Origin of the sequence: Holdemanella porci (assembly GCF_019052655.1) — a bacterium.
Classification (GTDB): Bacteria; Bacillota_I; Bacilli_A; order Erysipelotrichales; family Erysipelotrichaceae; genus Holdemanella; species Holdemanella hominis.
In genome coordinates, this window is record NZ_JAHQVB010000147.1 from 1 (window position 1) to 844 (window position 844).

The following is an 844-nucleotide window of genomic DNA, read 5'->3' on the forward strand; positions in this document are numbered from 1 at the left end:
AAAAAAAAAAGAGGGTTCTCTCTTCTATATGCTTTCGATTCGGCCACACCCTAGGTGCGAGAGCCTATGTCTTGTCGGTGTCTTATCTTGTTGGTTTCGGGTATGCGAAAGCCCCTTGGGGCGTGTGCTCCGAGGGGCTTCCTGTACGTGTGATGCGGCGGCGTGCTACTCTCCCACACCCTGTCGGGTGCAGTACCATCGCCGTGCCAGGCCTTAGCTTCCGGGTTCGGAATGGGACCGGGCGTCTCACCTGGGCCATGGCCGCCGCAAATCTTCTCTTGTACGGTCAGACGCTGGGGTCTGCCGGCCTGTGGCGGCCTGGGAACCGGACAGCGGACGCGGATATGTCGATGTTTCGTCTTGTGGCCAGACAATGCTCATTGCCGTCTGGTGCCGTTTGCAGGAGGAAGATGCGGTCCAACCGCCAGGGGTTGGAATGTTAGTGTTGCCTTTCGTCCGTTAGTACCGGTCGGCTCCACCCCTCGCGGGGCTTCCACGTCCGGCCTATCAACCACGTGTTCTGCATGGGGACTACAGGAACTCGAAGGTTCCACGGAATGCTTATCTTGGAGCAGGCTTCCCGCTTAGATGCTTTCAGCGGTTATCCCTTCCGAACGTAGCCAACCGGCCGTGCCACTGGCGTGACAACCGGCATACCAGAGGTTCGTCCACCCAGGTCCTCTCGTACTATGGGCAGGCCTCCTCAGCATTCCAACGAGCGCAGAGGATAGAGACCAAACTGTCTCACGACGTTCTGAACCCAGCTCGCGTGCCGCTTTAATCGGCGAACAGCCGAACCCTTGGGACCTGCTCCAGCCCCAGGATGCGACGAGCCGACATCGAG

General features: G+C 59.2%; 2 rRNA genes. Both read right to left on the reverse strand.

The window, feature by feature from the left end:
• Nucleotides 1-152: 152 nt before the first annotated feature.
• Nucleotides 153-269 (reverse strand): 5S ribosomal RNA (gene rrf / locus KTQ83_RS11855).
• A gap of 170 nt (nucleotides 270-439) precedes the next feature.
• Nucleotides 440-844 (reverse strand): 23S ribosomal RNA (locus tag KTQ83_RS11860); the annotation flags it as partial.